This window comes from Petrotoga mobilis SJ95 (assembly GCF_000018605.1).
Taxonomy (GTDB): Bacteria; Thermotogota; Thermotogae; order Petrotogales; family Petrotogaceae; genus Petrotoga; species Petrotoga mobilis.
Window position 1 is genome coordinate 798,471 of record NC_010003.1, and the last position, 15,537, is coordinate 814,007.

The 15,537-nt window shown below is 36.4% G+C and carries 16 protein-coding genes and 1 other RNA gene; 5 read left to right on the forward strand and 12 right to left on the reverse strand.

Annotated elements, in window-relative coordinates; all coding sequences use genetic code 11:
- Nucleotides 1-7 precede the first annotated feature (7 nt).
- From atpD to PMOB_RS03905, 12 genes are all read right to left on the reverse strand, one after another.
- Nucleotides 8-1,411 carry a F0F1 ATP synthase subunit beta gene (gene atpD, locus PMOB_RS03850; RefSeq protein WP_012208572.1) on the reverse strand — a complete coding sequence of 468 codons (1,404 nt, stop codon included), beginning with the start codon at nt 1,409-1,411 and terminating at the stop codon, nt 8-10.
- Between the two features lie 11 nt (nt 1,412-1,422).
- Complete coding sequence (gene atpG, locus PMOB_RS03855; protein ID WP_012208573.1) at nt 1,423-2,250, reverse strand: ATP synthase F1 subunit gamma; 828 nt, start codon at nt 2,248-2,250, stop codon at nt 1,423-1,425.
- 15 nt (nt 2,251-2,265) lie between these two features.
- Nucleotides 2,266-3,780: a F0F1 ATP synthase subunit alpha gene (atpA, locus tag PMOB_RS03860; RefSeq protein ID WP_012208574.1), complete on the reverse strand. Its 1,515-nt coding sequence runs from the start codon at nt 3,778-3,780 to the stop codon at nt 2,266-2,268.
- Nucleotides 3,770-4,342, reverse strand: a complete 573-nt coding sequence (gene atpH / locus PMOB_RS03865) for an ATP synthase F1 subunit delta (protein WP_012208575.1) — start codon at nt 4,340-4,342, stop codon at nt 3,770-3,772. Before atpH ends, atpA begins: the two co-directional genes overlap by 11 nt.
- Entirely contained in the window at nt 4,342-4,833 is a 492-nt protein-coding gene (gene atpF / locus PMOB_RS03870; protein WP_012208576.1) for a F0F1 ATP synthase subunit B, read from the reverse strand. The genes atpH and atpF overlap by 1 nt, the downstream gene beginning before the upstream one ends.
- A 49-nt stretch (nt 4,834-4,882) precedes the next feature.
- Nucleotides 4,883-5,173 (reverse strand): F0F1 ATP synthase subunit C, encoded by a 291-nt coding sequence (locus PMOB_RS03875; RefSeq protein WP_012208577.1) that lies wholly within the window; start codon nt 5,171-5,173, stop codon nt 4,883-4,885.
- 45 nt (nt 5,174-5,218) lie between these two features.
- Nucleotides 5,219-6,037, reverse strand: a complete 819-nt coding sequence (gene atpB, locus PMOB_RS03880; protein WP_012208578.1) for a F0F1 ATP synthase subunit A — start codon at nt 6,035-6,037, stop codon at nt 5,219-5,221.
- 30 nt (nt 6,038-6,067) lie between these two features.
- The gene (locus PMOB_RS03885) at nt 6,068-6,406 is read right to left on the reverse strand and encodes a hypothetical protein (protein ID WP_196793049.1); all 339 of its coding nucleotides are present in this window, start codon (nt 6,404-6,406) and stop codon (nt 6,068-6,070) included.
- Nucleotides 6,342-6,620, reverse strand: a complete 279-nt coding sequence (locus PMOB_RS03890; RefSeq protein WP_012208580.1) for an AtpZ/AtpI family protein — start codon at nt 6,618-6,620, stop codon at nt 6,342-6,344. Before PMOB_RS03890 ends, PMOB_RS03885 begins: the two co-directional genes overlap by 65 nt.
- 359 nt (nt 6,621-6,979) lie before the next feature.
- Nucleotides 6,980-7,549 (reverse strand): protease complex subunit PrcB family protein, encoded by a 570-nt coding sequence (locus PMOB_RS03895; protein ID WP_012208581.1) that lies wholly within the window; start codon nt 7,547-7,549, stop codon nt 6,980-6,982.
- Between the two features lie 75 nt (nt 7,550-7,624).
- Nucleotides 7,625-9,664 carry a S8 family serine peptidase gene (locus PMOB_RS03900; protein WP_012208582.1) on the reverse strand — a complete coding sequence of 680 codons (2,040 nt, stop codon included), beginning with the start codon at nt 9,662-9,664 and terminating at the stop codon, nt 7,625-7,627.
- 19 nt (nt 9,665-9,683) lie between these two features.
- Complete coding sequence (locus PMOB_RS03905) at nt 9,684-10,739, reverse strand: hypothetical protein (RefSeq protein WP_012208583.1); 1,056 nt, start codon at nt 10,737-10,739, stop codon at nt 9,684-9,686.
- Nucleotides 10,740-11,193: 454 nt separating this feature from the next.
- Between PMOB_RS03905 and PMOB_RS03910 the strand changes: the two genes are divergently transcribed.
- The 5 genes from PMOB_RS03910 (at nt 11,194) to rnpB (ending at nt 15,526) form a co-directional block, all read left to right on the forward strand.
- Entirely contained in the window at nt 11,194-12,342 is a 1,149-nt protein-coding gene (locus tag PMOB_RS03910) for an RNA-guided endonuclease TnpB family protein (protein WP_012208584.1), read from the forward strand.
- A 206-nt stretch (nt 12,343-12,548) separates the two neighbouring features.
- Nucleotides 12,549-13,877: an amidohydrolase gene (locus PMOB_RS03915; RefSeq protein ID WP_012208585.1), complete on the forward strand. Its 1,329-nt coding sequence runs from the start codon at nt 12,549-12,551 to the stop codon at nt 13,875-13,877.
- Nucleotides 13,786-14,277 (forward strand): hypothetical protein, encoded by a 492-nt coding sequence (locus PMOB_RS03920; RefSeq protein WP_041534048.1) that lies wholly within the window; start codon nt 13,786-13,788, stop codon nt 14,275-14,277. The genes PMOB_RS03915 and PMOB_RS03920 overlap by 92 nt, the downstream gene beginning before the upstream one ends.
- A complete protein-coding gene (locus PMOB_RS03925) occupies nt 14,271-15,197 on the forward strand; it encodes a TIGR01212 family radical SAM protein (RefSeq protein WP_041534049.1) in 927 nt (308 codons plus the stop codon). The genes PMOB_RS03920 and PMOB_RS03925 overlap by 7 nt, the downstream gene beginning before the upstream one ends.
- Nucleotides 15,196-15,526, forward strand: an RNA gene (gene rnpB, locus PMOB_RS10365) — RNase P RNA component class A. Before PMOB_RS03925 ends, rnpB begins: the two co-directional genes overlap by 2 nt.
- Nucleotides 15,527-15,537 lie beyond the last annotated feature (11 nt).

Genomic DNA, 15,537 nt, shown 5'->3' on the forward strand with positions numbered 1-15,537 from the left:
AAACACTTCATTCATTCATTTTTTTCGCTTTCTCTACGGCTTCTTCTATCGTACCCACCATGTAAAAGGCGCTTTCAGGTAAATCATCATGCTTCCCTTCAAGTATTTCTTTAAAGCCTTTGATAGTATCTTCTACATTAACATACTTACCCGAATAATTTGTAAACCTTTCTGCAACAAAGAAAGGCTGAGTTAAGAATCTTTGAATTCTTCTGGCTCTATTCACTATCTGTCTATCTTCTTCTGATAATTCTTCTATACCCAAAATCGCTATTATATCTTGTAAATCTTCATACCTTTGCAAAACTTCTTTGACTTCTCTTGCAACCGAGTAATGATCTTGGCCAACTACATTGGGATCCAACATCTTTGATGTGGAATCTAATGGATCAACTGCGGGATAAAGTCCCAATTCTGACTGTCTCCTTGAAAGGTTTATATTTGCGTCCAAATGGGCAAAAGTAGTGGCAGGTGCGGGATCCGTGAAATCGTCCGCAGGAACATAAATAGCCTGAACAGAGGTAATAGATCCATCTTTTGTGGATGTTATTCTCTCTTGCAACTGTCCCATATCCGATGCCAATGTTGGCTGGTATCCTACAGCAGAGGGCATTCTTCCTAATAAAGCCGACACCTCTGATCCTGCTTGTACAAACCTAAATATATTATCTATGAAAAGTAAGACGTCTTTTTTTTGCCTATCTCTAAAGTATTCTGAGATAGTTAACGCGGTTAGAGGAACTCTGAACCTCGCCCCGGGGGGTTCATTCATCTGACCAAACACCAACGCCGTGCTATCAATAACCCCTGTCTCTTGCATTTCCAGCCAAAGGTCGTTACCTTCCCTGGTTCTTTCACCTACACCTGCAAATACAGAGATCCCTTGGTGTTCTTTAGCTATATTTCTTATAAGTTCCATAACAAGAACGGTCTTACCTACTCCAGCTCCACCGAAGAATCCTATTTTCCCGCCTCTGGGGAATGGAGCCAAAAGATCTATACATTTAATACCCGTCTCTAAAATCTCAATCGATGTATCTTGTTCATTTAACGATGGAGGGTCCCTGTGGATTGGCCAGTATTCTTCCCCTTCAACGTCTCCTTTTTCATCGATAGGTTTCCCCAAAAGGTTGACCATTCTTCCCAATGTGGTATCTCCAACGGGAACTTTTATTGGCTCTAGCGTGTTGATAACCTCTTGACCTCTTCTTATACCATCCGTAGAATCCATTGCAACACATCTAGCTGTATCGTCTCCGATTAATTGCTCAACTTCAAGTATTAATTCTTCACCTGAGTACTCGTTTTTTACTTTTAAAGCATCGTAAACGTTAGGTAGCTGGCCTTCGGGAAATTTCACATCGACGACAGGTCCAATGACAGATATTATTTTACCCTTTTGATCTTGCATCGAATTACCTCCTATTGCATATTCGCCCCATTAACAATCTCTATCAATTCTTGGGTAATAGAGGCTTGTCTTTGCTTGTTGTATTCAAGGTTCAACTCTTCTATTAAATCATGCGCGTTATCTGTGGCGTTTTTCATTGCGTTCTGGCGAGCATGAAGTTCACTCAACTTGGTTTCAAATAAAAATAGATACATTTTAGAGAGAAGATACTGATATGCAGCATCTTCAAACACTTTCTCTTCCTCGGGTTCGTATTCGTATCTGGCATCTATTTCAAATTTATCTTTTGTTATTGGAAGTAGATCATAAGTTTTCGGTAACTGTATCAAGGCATTTTTTAACTCTCCATGCACAACCTTCACCTTGCTAATGCCTTTATTTTCCATAATTTGAAAAATAATGTCCAGCAAATACTCCGCATGATCAACCTTTGGAATGTCGAATAAATTTATCTCTTTTTCCAAGACTGTTTCACTCTTTAAACCTGAATAGCCCTTTGCACCCAATGCAAAGTATCCTTTAAAATCTTCCAGCTTAGATTTCACCCTTAAAGCTTCTTTAACTAGATCAGATGGAAAAGAGCCAGCTAAACCCATGTCTGGGGTGATCACAAAGATTAAAGAACCTTCACTATTTTGAGTGTATAAGCTTTCTTCAACAAAGGGAACTTTTTTTAGAATTCTTTCTGCGTAATTAGAATAATCTTTTACGTCTTTCCATCGCTTCTGTATTTTGTTGAGCCTAGCTGTAGCAACCATCTGCATGGCTCTTGTTATTTGCATAGTAGATTCTGTAGAGGCGATCCTTCTTTTAATGGCTCTTAAATTACCACGACTCATTTAAAATCACCCCAATCATCTAAACACATTCAAAAATTTTGAGATTGCTTCATTCAGCTCTTTCTTTATCTCATCTGCTATGTCTTTGCTCTCTCTTATCTTATTTAAGGTATCCCTATAATTTTCTTTAAGATAAGCTAAAAATTGTCTTTCAAAATCACTTATTCTATCTGTAGGGATCTGATCCAAATAACCTTCATTGGCAGCGTAAATAACGGCAACTTGTTCTTCCATCTCCATTGGTGAATACTGTGGTTGCTTCATCAATTCAGTGAGCTTTTCTCCTTTTGTTAGCTGTTTCTTTGTTGCCTCATCAAGATCAGCAGCAAACTGAGTGAAGGATTCTAACTCTCTGTACTGTGCTAAGTCTAATTTTAAAGATCCAGCTACCCTTTTCATCGCCTTCGTCTGGGCATCTCCACCGACCCTTGAAACAGATAAACCTATGTTAACAGCAGGTCTTATCCCTGCGTTAAACAACCCTGTTTCTAAATAGATCTGGCCATCCGTTATTGAAATAACGTTGGTAGGAATATATGCAGAAATATCGTTCGCCTGTGTCTCGATTATTGGTAAAGCTGTCAAAGATCCATTTCCATAGTTTTCGTTCAACCTAGACGCCCTTTCCAACAATCTGGAATGCAAATAAAAAATATCTCCGGGATAAGCTTCCCTTCCTGGCGGCCTTCTAAGTAAAAGTGATATCTCCCTGTAAGCAGCGGCATGTTTGGTTAGATCATCATAAATTACCAACGCATCCTTACCATTAAACATAAAATATTCTCCAATTGCTGCACCAGCGTAAGGAGCTATATACTGTAAAGAGGCAGGATCTGAAGCATCTGCTGCCACTACTACAGTGTAGTCCATTGCACCATACTTCTCTAAATTATCGATAGTTCTTGCTAAACCTGATGACTTTTGCCCAATCGAAACATAAATACAAAAAACATTTTTCCCTTTCTGGTTTATAATTGTATCAGTAGCTATAGCGGTTTTACCAGTTTGTCTATCTCCGATTATAAGCTCTCTTTGACCTCTTCCTATAGGGATCAAGGCATCCAACACTTTCAACCCAGTTTGAAGAGGTGTATCAACGGGTTTTCTAGTTACAACACCCATTGCCTTTCTTTCAATTGGATAAAAATCATCGGTGTTTATTTCACCCTTTCCATCCAATGGCATACCTAAAGGATTAACAACTCTACCTAGCAACTTTTCACCAACGGGTACTTCTATTATTCTGTTGGTTCTAACTAATTTGTCTCCTTCTTTTATTCCTTTATAATCTCCCAAGGTAATAATACCAACGTTATCTTCTTCTAAATTCATAGCTATACCGTAGATCTTTTCACCTTCAGATGTTTCTATTTCAACCAATTCGTTGGTCATAACATCCTTCAAACCGTAAGCCCTAACGATACCATCGCTTACCTGCATTACCCATCCTATTTCTTTTATCTCTCCACTTTCATAACTTTTAATACGCTCTTCTATTACTTTTGTCAACTCATCTGGATTAACTCTCAAATATTTCACCTCCACCGATTGGGGCATAGGCAGATTGAATGTCCTGTAAAAATCCTTTTACAGAGTAATCAAAGAACTTATCTCCGATGTACAACTGTAATCCACCTATAAGATCTTCATTAAATTGTGTTCTTAACTTTATTTTTCTTCCTGTTTTATTTTGAATAGCTTGTTTAACCTGATTTATAATCGTATTACTTACTTCATTAGGAAGCACAAGCCTCACTTCTACAACTTTTTCTCTCTCTAAACTCTCTTGATATAAAATATGAGACATAAAAGGAATCAAATTTTGACGCCTTTTATCAGCCAGAACTTCCAAAAATTGAACAAAAATAGTATCATCAAATTCTGATACATCTTTCATTCTTGAAACTATATGTTTTGGCGGAATCAACGGGCTATATACCATGTCTCTAAGAGATTCGCTACTTTCGAGAGCTTTTTTTAACCTTTGAAACGCTTCTACATATTCATCTAATCTTGAAATTTCACCTTTCTCTTCCAAAGTACCCAAAAGGGCTTGGGCATACTTTGAAGCCAAAAAATAAGAAGCTTTCATCACAATTCCCCTTTGTCTTTCAAACTGTTTATAGCCCTTCTTATCAACTCTTCATTCTTCTTTTTATCGATCTGCTCCTTCAATATCATAGAAGAAATCGTAACAGCCAGAGAAACAATTCTCGATTGCAGTTCTCTTGCTGCACTTTCTTTAATCTCTTCAGCCTCTTTTTCTGCTTTGTCTAAAATAAACTTCCTTTGCTCTTGAGCCTCTCCTTGAGCAGCCTTGATTATAGATTTAGCTTGCTCATCGGCTTCAGATAAAATTTCACGCCTTTTTTCATCTGCTTCAGATAGTTGTTTATCCAATTCTTCTTTCTTTAATTGGGCTTCTAATCTTAATTTTTCAGCCTCATTCAAATTCTTCTCTACTTCTTTTTTTCTTTTATCTGTCATATCAAAATATGGCTTGTACAACAACCTGTACATAAGAAACATGAAAGCCAAAAAACCTACTAAATTAACTATGGAAGTTAAGTTAAAAGATATCATACAATCACCTCTTGGGGGAAAAACTAATAATTCTCAACAAAATAGATACTCATGGAAGAACAAACAACAAAATCAAGGCAACAACCAAAGAATAAAGCCCCGTTGACTCTGTAACCGCCATTGCCAATAACATCCTCGTTGTTAAATTCCCGCTCATCTCTGGTTGTCTTGCCATAGCGTCCATTGCATGAGCTCCAATGTTACCTTCTCCAACACCAGGACCTATAGCTCCTATTCCCATTGCAACTCCTGCTCCCAATAACTTTCCTAAATAATATAAACCCCATCCAATGGAACCACCTTCAGTAACTAAATTTTGAAGCATTGTAGCTAAATCCATCTTTTTCTCCTCCTTAAACTAGTTTTTTTGATTTGATAAGTTTTTTTATTCCAGCAATGATCCAATATACGCAATAGTTAACAAAGAAAAAACAAAAGCCTGAATTAGACCAATAAACCAACCAAAAAAACCCCACAAGAACACAGGTAAAACGAAATATTTCAACATATAACTAATAATCAACACCAATATCCCACCACCCATGACGTTGCCAAATAACCTCAAAGAATGAGAAATTGGTTTAGCTATTTCACTGATTATATTGATAGGAAACAACAATGGATTGGGTTCAAAGAAAGATTTAAGCCATTTAAGTACGCCTTTAGACCTTGCAGCAAAAAAGTGGCTAACCACTAGAACCATCAAGGCATACGTAAGATTTACATTTAAATCAGAGGTAGGTGTGTACCAGGTATCCGTGAACAACTGCACATTCAATCCATTTTCAACTGGTACCACGTTTATTCCAGGCATCCCACCAAGGACATTTGAAACACTTATATACAGAAAAAAACTCATAGCTATTACAAAAGTTTGTCTCCGATACTTAGGGTTGGGCACAGAATCTTCCACCATCTCCCAAAAATAATCAAAAAAGGTTTCTACAGCAGCTTGTAACCTTCCAGGAATCCTCTCAAAATGTATACTCCGGGCAACTAAAATCAACAATAACATAACAGCAAAAGACATTATCAACGTCATTGGGTTCAACTGACCAAAGAACCCACCATCACCAAAATAAACAATCCATCTATCCCCAACACCCTCTAAACTCATATCGAAAACAAAAAAGTTAATTACCCCCAAAACTATATAAGCGGCAAAAAGAAAGATGGTAAATTTCTTCAATCTATCATTCGTCAAAAGAACACCTCCTCCAACTACCTACCAAAATTATTTATACGATAAAAATGGAACTATCTTCAAATTTATTAAACCGACAAAAGCCAACAAAAGGGCATACGCTGAATTAAAGGCAGCGATTCCCAATATCACACCATACAAAAGGTACCTCATAAAAAAACCGGGTAAAATCTTTTTAGGCTTTGAACCAACTGTCATTTTTTTAATCTCTTCTGCAAGTGAATAAAAACCTATAACCGCTCCAATTCCTCCCCACAACACCCAAAGAGCTTCTAAAGAAAAGAACAAAGAAAGAATAACGGTCTCAACCAGAATTATCGCTATTGTTTTCATTTCTATCTCTTTCAGCTTTTTTTTCAGCTCTTTCATGTTTCTCTACCTCTTTCAAAAGCTCCCTTATACCTGAATATAATCCGGAAATTATCCCTAAAAACATCAACAAGACCATCCATATCTGCTGGTCGGTAAACCTGTATATTAAATATCCTATCAAAAGACCAACAAATATATTTGACAGAACTATTACAGCAAAATAAATGATCATGTTCAAATAACCGAGTGAACGTAGATCGTGTTTTTTCACAATTAAGCCTCCAAAAAACAACCATAAACAATTATACTATTTATTTGCCAAAATTTCAATTATTTTTAAAATACCTTTGGGGGGTGCTGGGCAAACTCAACTTCTTTTTCTTTTTGGGTGGGCTGCGGGGCGAAGGGGCGCTATAACAACTAAAGAAGAGACAACCAATTTGGTCGTCTCTCAATTTTCGCAAATATAAACTGTCAATGTTCCTTTAAAGGGCTTCGCCCCTTAAGATCCCCGAACGTTAAGGGAGTTCCCCTTAAAAACCCCAAATCAAGGTCAAAATCATTTAAAAACATAGTTTGCACACTGCGGCAAACTTAAAAAAGATTTTTTGCAAGAAACAGCAAAAAATATTAATTAGAAAATGTAAAATTCTTCCTCAACAACAATGGTTCACCATTCTTCTGTTCAATGGTTACAATCACTTCCCACTCTCCTACATCCAAAACTTCGTTAATTTCTACCGCTATTGAAGGATACGTAAATGCTTGTGTGACCATCTCCCCTTTAACTGGCACCTTTAAAAACAAATCTATAAAAATTTGAAAGTTATCTTTGTTTATCCTGATGTCATTCAAAGAAAGATCGTACCCTCCTGTTTTTCTTTCACCTGCACTAATACAAACAACAAAAGGAACGCCACTCACATTGTTAACTTCAACGTCATCTTTTTTGATTATTACATCGGGTGTCTGACTCTTGTAATAGCAATCTACAACCTTATAATTCTCCATACTTTCCCCTTTGTCGAAGTTGTAAGCTTCTACAGGTTTTTCCCCTATTTCTACTCCCTGGGTAGGTTCTTGCATAACTTCTTGTTCAACCTTTGTTTCACTTTGTAATGGTGGGGATAATAAGAAAAACACAGAACCAACCGCCACAACAATTAACGAAATTACTAAAATTATCTGAGTTGTGGTCATTTTTAAAAACCTCCTCATTTGAAAATCAGATCCTTTCAGCAAATAAAATTGGGATCCGAAGACCCCAAATTAATTTTAGAAAATAGTCCAAGGTATTCCGCTCCCTCCATATTCATCAATAAATCCCCTACCTTCTTGGTTAATTGGTATTGCAACTGGAATAGATTCACTGTTTATCTGAATTTCTCCACTTATACCAAATTCTTCTTCAGCAATTGCTCCCACGTACTCATAAGCTAAATAATAATGGCCGCTTTCAATGATATGTTGTAATAGGTCAATACTAATTTCTTCGTTACTAGGAAGTTCAAATGTCTTTATTGGAGTTTCGTAATAATCTAACAAAGATATTGTCAGTGTTCCTTCAAATGGAAGATCTGCCTTTAAATTTGCTCTGAATTGAGTTGTTTCAAATTTTTGTATATAGGTGGTAACTGTTGCTTCAGGCAGAAGTTCTATTGATTCGTATTCAACTTGTTCAACTTCTACTATACCTGAATAACTTAACTCTTCTTCCATCCTGTAATTTGGTGCACTACCATACAAATACTCAGGTCCCCCAATAATTATTTCATAATTCCCTGGTTCAATGTAAGCAAACAATTCATATCCTTCATCATTGGTCTTCCCGTAATATCTTTTCCCAGTTTCTTGATTTTCCAGCGTTATATTAACTCCAGGCAAATAATCGCAGCTTCTTTCAGATATAGCCTCAACACGTAAAGCTCCAGCTGTGTAATTAGTTGGATCAAGATCCAAACTATCTGAACTAATCCTTCCATATCCGGCAGCGGTATCGTAACCATCTTGTTCAATATCCTCTGCTCCTACTTCGATCATCTTTCTTATCTGGTACACGTTGGCATCTGGACATTTTTCTTTAATTAAAGCGGCTAAGGCAGAAACATAAGGAGCTGACATTGAAGTACCAGACCAGCGAATATAAGGATTACCATCAATCCCTTCGTATTCATCCAATGATTCCACAGGAATTGTTGAAATAATATCCACTCCTGGAGCTGAAACAGAGACATAATCCCCTCTGGATGAAAAATAGGCAATGTTATCTTTGTCATCACTAGCAGCCACAGCTATTACACCTGGAAAGCCTGAAGGATAGAACCAATGTTGGTCTGTGGTGAAATTACCAGAAGAGGCAACAACCACTACGTTGTGTGTAAGAGCGTAATCAAAGGCATCCTTTAGGATATTTGAATATCCTCCTCCTCCCCAACTGTTTGACAAAATATCTGCCCCATTTTCTACAGCCCAAACTATTCCGGCAGCAACTGCATAATCACCAACGTAATTAGGGTTAAAGATTCTTATAGGCATTATCTTTGCATCAGGAGCTAATCCTACTACGCCCTGACCGTCATCTTTTGCAGCTATTATACCCGCTGTATGGGTACCGTGCCCGTCTGTATCGGAATTCTCACTCGGATCAATCTTTTTATTCCAGTAAGGATCATAACCTTCCTTCAATTGATTCACTAAATCAGGGTGTGTTCCATCTGTCCCTGTATCTAATAACCCCACTATTACACCTGCGCCAGTAGCTGTTGCCCATGCGGCCTCAGCATCGATCTTATCTTTATCTAAGGCGTATTGAAATTCTCTGTAATCCGGATAACCTTCCTCTACTTGATTCAACGCGTTACTTCCTGTTTCTTCTATGATAACATTTGGGTCATTTTTAATAACCTGTATTTCCCTATCCGTATAGTTTGGCTCAATATATCTTATACCTTCTATTTTTTTCTCACTATCTAAATCCTTTAATACATTTTCAACATTTTGGCCTTCTAAGCTTAGAAGCGCAACTCTGATTTCAGGGATTAGACTTTTTACTTCTATCTCTTGATCAAGTTTATCTGTAAAATTTTCTAAATCCGATAAATTTTCATAACCAACAACGAGCACATCTTCGTCGTATTCGCGTTCAGCAAGCTTTATCAAATCAGGAATATATGAATTTATGGGTGAAATGTCTGAAGGTTCCATAAAAGTATTACTCTCATCTTCATCTTCTAAATAATTTAAATTAACACAGCTATTGAAGATAAAGATTGATAATATTAATAAAGAAAAGAACACAAAATTACGCATTTTCATAACGTTTTCCTTCCTTTTTTCAGTTGCTCGCAGTAGTGAATTCATTTTGCTTTTCTGGCATAATATCACCTTTAGGATTAACATTATACCCATTATCGACGGCTACTGAAACTGATACACTATCTATGTCATAAGCAACAGCATAGGTGTATTCTATTCCCCAATCGTATGTTTTGGCGGGTTCTAACTTATCGTCTTCATAATAATAAATTCCATCTGGCAAGTATAAGAACCAACTCAAGTCATCATATTCAGAACTTCCTTTGCTTCCAAGGAATGTAACAGAAACTTCTTCAGCTCCTTGCATCATAAAATCGTATAGGATAACATCCTCTCCTTCTAAAATACCTGGAAGTATGTAATTTTCACTTTGTACTAAATCGTATATCCACATCGTATAGTGGTATTCCACCTCAGATTCAGGCGAAGTTAGTTCTTTTGTCGGTTCCCAAGCAAAAGTAGGTTGCCTTGAAACATTTTTTTCTTCGTCAGTTGGAGATATTAACTCAATATTAAAGGTCTCAAGTGGAACAACAGAACCTAATTCAACGAGTGTACTTTCTCCGTTTTCTGTATAAGAACTTACTGCGTACCATACTTCTTTATTAGGTGCATTTTCTGTCGAAGAATCCAAGAAATAGCCATATCCTGCATCACCGATTTTTGTGTAATGAATTCCATCAAAAGATCTGTAAATATTGTAACCATCTGGCTTTATAAATTTATTATAATCGATAAGCCCTTCTTGCAGAGCTTCATAGTAATCATACCAATTTACCACAATCCACAAATTTGAGTTTTCTGGGATTGATTCTAATCCACTTACTAAATCTTTTAATTCAAAGTATTTAACCAAAATGTTGTTGTTCATAAAATCATCATTCAACCTTTGGGTAAATGTTTCAGATTGAGTCGTAGTAATTTCTTCTTTTATAGTGTAAGAAATAATTGGCTTCTCCCCTAAAAGCGAGGGATTTATTGGTTTAAAAAGAACACGCTCATTTGTTTTAGGTAAACACCCAGTCAAAACAAATAACAAAATGGATATTAATCCTACATAATAAAATTTTTTCATAATATTGCCTCTCCCCAATTTCGACGTTATCTATATTATCTTTAAAACTGACCTCAATCTTTTAATATTTATTTTCTTAAAACTTACAAAATCTAGTACAGCTAATTTAGGAGAAAAATAGGCTTTTTTCTTTAATAATATCATTATATCACCTACAATCCAACACGAAAGTTTTACATTTTCATTGTTTTTTTATTGTAATTTTTAATGAAGCTTGAATTATTCGTTTTACTTGGTTTTATACTTTTTTCTTTTAAAAATCAACTCATAAACGATATTTTATAAAATTCGTGGAAGAAAACCATTGAGTCTTTAGCTTAATGGATGAATTCCACCATTGTCCTTTTCAAAATATTAATCCTTACGAGCTTGAATCAAAAAAATGTTGTTAATTATATGTATGTATGGTACAATTGTATTATATCATAGAGTTTTCGAATTAAGGTGATTGAATATGTTAAAAACATACAAGTTTCGTATATATCCATCAAACGAACAAATAGAGAAACTTAATCAGCATTTTGGACATACTCGATTTGTATACAATCTTTTTCTAGAATTCTCCAGTAATGCATACAAGAATACCAAAACATCAACTAACTATTATATGTGGGCTAAAGTACTTACGGTTCTTAAAAAAACTGAGAAGTATCAATGGCTAAACGATGTCAACTCTCAATCTTTGCAACAGTCCATAAAAGATTTAGAGACTGGGTATAAACGTTTCTTCAAGAAACAAGCTAAGCACCCTAAATTTAAAAAGAAATCAAGTAGGCAATCGTTTAGAGTTCCACAACATATACAACTGTATGAAAATGAGGGTAATGATAAATATGGTACTCTTTTCGTACCAAAGTTTAAAGAAGGTATCAAAGTAAGAGTACATAGAAAAATCGATCCAAATGCAAAGATAAAAAATTGTACTTTCATTAAAACTACAACAGGTAAGTACTTTGTATCTATAACATTCGAAGTTGAAGGTTCTTTCCCCGATAGAGATATAGACTACGAGAACTCAATTGGTATGGATATGGGATTGAAAGATTCTGTTGTATTATCCGATGGAACAAAGTATCCAGCTCCTAAAGTTTTGTCTAAGTACGAAAGGAAATTAAAACACGCATATAAAAAGTTTTCAAGCAAAGAACAAGGTTCTAAGAATTGGGACAAGGCAAAATTAGAAGTTGCTAGAATACATGAGAAAATAAAAAATACCCGAGAGGATTTTCTACATAAACTAACGAAAGAAATCAGTGAGAACCAAGCTGATGTCTTCGTTGTGGAAACTCTCAATATAAGAGGCATGTTAAAGAATCATCACTTAGCTAAAAGTATTTCAGATTCAGGATGGTACCAATTCAAAACATTTCTAAAATACAAAGCAGAGAGATTAGGTAAAAAGGTAATCGAGATAGGAATGTTCGAACCTTCGTCTAAGGTTTGTAGTGTATGTGGGTATAAGAACGAAGGTTTAAAACTCTCTGATAGGGAATGGGTATGTCCTGAATGTGGAACTAAACATGATAGAGATGTAAATGCTGCCGTTAATATTAGGCAGTTTGGATTAAAACAGGCATTTTCCACACAGCCTTATGGCACATAAGGAAACAGTTAGTCACTGTATAAACTGACTCTACCCCAGGAACTGGGGGAAGTAAAGCCTTTGGAGACTGTGTAAGACGGGCATCCTTAGATCCCTTCTAGGGTGTTTTTCCGCAATGGTTGATGAATTAGGAAGCTATTGAATCTTTAGCTCAATGGTAGTTCACAGTATAATATTCATTGAAAACAACCAAAGGAGTTGTAGATATGTCTAAAAAGCTTTTGAAGAATGCGTATGTTTTGATAAGTGCTGATGATGATGTAGAAAAATTTGATATATTAATAGACGGTGATGAGATCGAAGATTTACTTGCACCAGGTGATTCAACCGAGATGGATTTGGGAGATGTGGACGAGTACGATCTAACTGGTAAGCTGATCGTCCCTGGATTTATTAACACCCATAGCCATTCAGTAATGTCTTATTTTAGAGGTATAGCCGATGATTTATCGCTTAACGATTGGTTGTTCAAAGAGATGCTGCCAAGAGAGGATTTTTTGGAAAGTGAAATGGCTTACTACGGTGCCTTAGTTTCTATGTTAGAAATGATTTCCAACGGAATAACAACTTTTGTTGATATGTATATGTTTACTGATGAGATAGCTAAAGCTTCATACGATTTAGGAATTAGGGCATACATATCAAGAGGGCTCTCTTTTGATACAGATGAGGGTTGGAATAGAAGGATAAAAGAAAATATCGAAACGTATGAAAAATACAATGGCTTAGACAATAGGATTTACATAGGCTTTGGACCTCATGCCCCTTACACCGTTCCAATGGATAAATTGAAAGAAGTAGCGAAAATTGCAAAAAAATACAACACCCACATTCAAATTCATTTGTTAGAATCTGCAAATGAAAGAAAGCAGTACAATCTTTTAGATGTTGAGAATACAGGTTTATTCGATCTTCCCACGATTGCGGCGCACTGTGTACATGTGGATGAAAAAGATATAGAGGTTCTTTCGAGAAACGAAGTGAATGTAGCTTATAACCCAATTAGTAATATGAAGTTGGGCAATGGGATAGCCCCCATAGTCGATATGCTCGATAAGAATATAAACATAACTTTTGGTACGGATGGTTGTGCTAGCAACAACTCTTTGAATTTTTTCAACGAGATGAAGTTTGGAGGCATATTGCAGAAATACAAGTACGGACCTGATAGATTTTCAGTCGAACAGATTTTGCGGATGAGCTGGGAGAACGGAGGTTTTGCCTTAGAAACAAATATCGGAAGGTTAGAACCTGAGTTTAAAGCGGATTTGGTTATTTTAGATATGGATTCCTTTGAGTTTTTACCTAATGATTTATCAAGGTTAAAGTCTCATATCGTTTATTCTGCAAATCCTAAGAACGTTTTCGCAACGATGGTAGCGGGTAACTTTTTGTACTACGATGGAAAATTTCTAACTTTAAAAGAGGAAAAGGAGCAAATTTATGAGAAATTCCACAAATTTTACCAAAGAATCGAAGATAAGTATAATAATAGCGATTATTCTGATATCCATAACGACGATAGGGATATCTAAACCTATCGATGATTACATAGAGTTTTCTCCTACAGGCTATGAAGAGATAAGTAGGATAGTCACCAGAAATGGGACGATAATAAACACAACGGTCCCAGATACTGGCGAACATTTGGAGATGAACTTCAAAAAGAATGGAGGTTTGTACGAAGTTCACATTGTTCATTTCGAGAATCCATTCGCTTTGTTGAATTTTTGGTATACCTTTGTTAGTGATTATTCTGATGGCTTAGCCGCTGCTTTTTCGGCTATTCCTTTTATATATGGCGAGTACAACGATGAGTATATGAAGATGCAAATCAGTGCATGGTATAGGGGAGTAAACAACTTATTTTTTGTCATTTATGGTCCAAAAAGAAGCGTTATAAACGACTTGAAACTTCAATTGAATAGATGGTGATTTTGTTGGATTTGTATAATAGGTTGAGTGAGTATTTTAAGAATAGATACGGTGAAAGGGTGCAAAGGTTACCAATCAACGCGGGATTTACTTGCCCAAATAAAACAGGTGAGAGAGGAAAAGGCGGGTGCATTTACTGCGATTTAACGGGGAGTGGGTTTGCAGCTTTTAAGCCTAAGGTGAGTATCGAAGAACAGGTTAAGGAAATGATTAATAGATACGAGAAAAAAGCTAATAAGTTCCTCGCCTATTTTCAGGCAAACACCAATACTTACGCCCCTGTTGATGAATTGAAAGAGAAGTATGAAAGTGCTTTGATAGACGATAGAATAGTAGGTTTGGATGTATCGACCCGACCTGATTGTGTCCCAGATGAAGTGATAACACTTTTAAAAACTTTTAAAGATAGGGTTGATGTTTACGTTGAGCTTGGTGTTGAGAGCACTAACCCTAACACGTTAAAGTATATGAACAGAGGGCATTCTTTGGCAGAGGTTATAGATTCTGTTAACAGGTTAAAAAAAGCTGAACTAGAGGTTATTCTGCATTACATAATAGATTTTCCTTGTGATACATTAGAAGATGTGAAAGAGATGGCTAAAGTTAGTTCAGCGTTGAAGGTTGACGGTGTAAAATTGCATTCTTTGTATATCGTTGAAAATACAAAGCTTGCGGATTTGTATAAAAGTGGGGAGTTTGTGCCCTTGACGTTGGATGATTTTGTAGAAAGGGCAATTACTTTCTTGGAATATTTGGATCCAAAGATTGTAATTCATAGGCTCGTTGCCGATCCTCCAAAAATTGGGACGTTACATGGAAATTGGGGGATTTCTAAAATAAAAATTTTAAACTTAATTGAAAATACGATGAGAGAGAGAGGTTCCTATCAGGGTAAATATTTTAACTATTTGAATAATTGAAGTAGGACGGTTGATCGCGAGTAGGCATACTTGGGCCTATTTTGAGGAAAGTCCGGACTCTAAGGGCAAGATACTGGTTAACAACCAGAGGGAGTGATCCCTGAATAGGGCCATAGAAAAGAAAACCGCCGAAAGGCAAGGGTGGAACGGTGAGGTAAGAGCTCACCAGTGTCAGAGCGATCTGGCAGCTTGGTAACCTCTATCTTGAGCAAGGTCAAACAAGAAGGCCAGAGGTTGCCCGCCGAGAGACTTTAGTGTCCGCCTTCTGGGTAGACCGCGTAGATTAATGGTTAACTTTACAGAATCCGGCTTATAGTCCTACTGATATATTTAACAATGA

Coding starts and splice junctions, on each gene's coding strand:
- atpD (WP_012208572.1), bottom strand. CDS start 1,411: ATGCAAGATCAAAAGGGTAAAATAATATCTGTCATTGGACCTGTCGTC.
- PMOB_RS03885 (WP_196793049.1), bottom strand. CDS start 6,406: ATGAAAGAGCTGAAAAAAAAGCTGAAAGAGATAGAAATGAAAACAATA.
- PMOB_RS03905 (WP_012208583.1), bottom strand. CDS start 10,739: ATGAAAAAATTTTATTATGTAGGATTAATATCCATTTTGTTATTTGTT.
- PMOB_RS03900 (WP_012208582.1), bottom strand. CDS start 9,664: ATGAAAATGCGTAATTTTGTGTTCTTTTCTTTATTAATATTATCAATC.
- PMOB_RS03910 (WP_012208584.1), top strand. CDS start 11,194: ATGTTAAAAACATACAAGTTTCGTATATATCCATCAAACGAACAAATA.
- PMOB_RS03915 (WP_012208585.1), top strand. CDS start 12,549: ATGTCTAAAAAGCTTTTGAAGAATGCGTATGTTTTGATAAGTGCTGAT.
- atpH (WP_012208575.1), bottom strand. CDS start 4,342: ATGAAAGCTTCTTATTTTTTGGCTTCAAAGTATGCCCAAGCCCTTTTG.
- atpG (WP_012208573.1), bottom strand. CDS start 2,250: ATGAGTCGTGGTAATTTAAGAGCCATTAAAAGAAGGATCGCCTCTACA.
- PMOB_RS03875 (WP_012208577.1), bottom strand. CDS start 5,173: ATGGATTTAGCTACAATGCTTCAAAATTTAGTTACTGAAGGTGGTTCC.
- atpF (WP_012208576.1), bottom strand. CDS start 4,833: ATGATATCTTTTAACTTAACTTCCATAGTTAATTTAGTAGGTTTTTTG.
- PMOB_RS03925 (WP_041534049.1), top strand. CDS start 14,271: ATGGTGATTTTGTTGGATTTGTATAATAGGTTGAGTGAGTATTTTAAG.
- PMOB_RS03895 (WP_012208581.1), bottom strand. CDS start 7,549: ATGACCACAACTCAGATAATTTTAGTAATTTCGTTAATTGTTGTGGCG.
- PMOB_RS03920 (WP_041534048.1), top strand. CDS start 13,786: ATGAGAAATTCCACAAATTTTACCAAAGAATCGAAGATAAGTATAATA.